Source organism: Phytoactinopolyspora endophytica, assembly GCF_004138495.1.
Taxonomy (GTDB): domain Bacteria; phylum Actinomycetota; class Actinomycetes; order Jiangellales; family Jiangellaceae; genus Phytoactinopolyspora; species Phytoactinopolyspora endophytica.
Window position 1 is genome coordinate 78,063 of the sequence record NZ_ML142849.1, and the last position, 759, is coordinate 78,821.

Annotated in this window: 1 protein-coding gene and 1 pseudogene; one reads left to right on the forward strand and one right to left on the reverse strand. The window is 69.4% G+C overall.

Translation table 11 applies throughout. From position 1 onward, the window contains the following. On the forward strand, nucleotides 1-424 hold a 424-nt coding region (locus tag ELR45_RS40185; protein WP_240759027.1), incomplete at its 5' end, for an aldo/keto reductase. A gap of 37 nt (nucleotides 425-461) precedes the next feature. Here the strand turns inward: ELR45_RS40185 and ELR45_RS36305 are convergent. Then, a pseudogene (locus ELR45_RS36305) lies at nucleotides 462-759 on the reverse strand (metallophosphoesterase); the annotation flags it as partial.

Consider the following 759-nt stretch of genomic DNA (forward strand, 5'->3'; position numbering starts at 1 on the left):
GATCTCCACGCAGGTGGAGTACTCACTCGTCCAGCGCGGCGTCGAACGCGAGGTCGTGCCGGCCGCACGGCAGTTCGGCTTGGGTCTGCTTCCCTGGTCTCCCCTGGGCCGCGGGGTGCTGACCGGGAAGTACCGTCGCGGCACCCCGGCCGATTCACGCGCCGCCGCGGCACACATGGCCGGCTTCGTCGACGAGTACTTCAACGGACGCTCCCGGCAGGTCGTCGAGGCCGTCTGCACCGCCGCCGACGGCCTGGGCGTTCAGCCGTTGGAGGTGGCACTGGCGTGGGTGCGCGACCGTCCAGGTGTCACGGCGCCTCTGCTCGGGGCCCGCACCACGAACCAGCTGCGAGCACAGCTGGCGTCCGAGCAACTCGAGCTGCCGGACGAGATCCGTACCGCGTTGGACGAAGTCTCCGCCTAGTTCCGGGCTCCCGGCCGGCCCGGCGAGCGCTGGGGCACTAGTTCCGGACCTGCCCGTCCGTGTCGAGCTCCAGCACCAGCTCGTCGCCGTACTCCCGCCGTTCCGTGCGCTCGAGGTTGTAGTCAGCGTCGAGAACCGGGAATACGTACACGGGGACCATCGTCACCCGGGCACCGTCGCGGAGCCGCTCGACATCGACCTCCAGGTGCCCGTAGTGCTTGCCGCCCTCGACCAGCTGGAGGGCGCCGTCCACCAGCTCCCAGTGCTCCGGCTCGTCCTGGTCTGCAGTCCATTCGCTGTACGGGTTGTACTCCAGCAGAGGGTCATCCAACGAC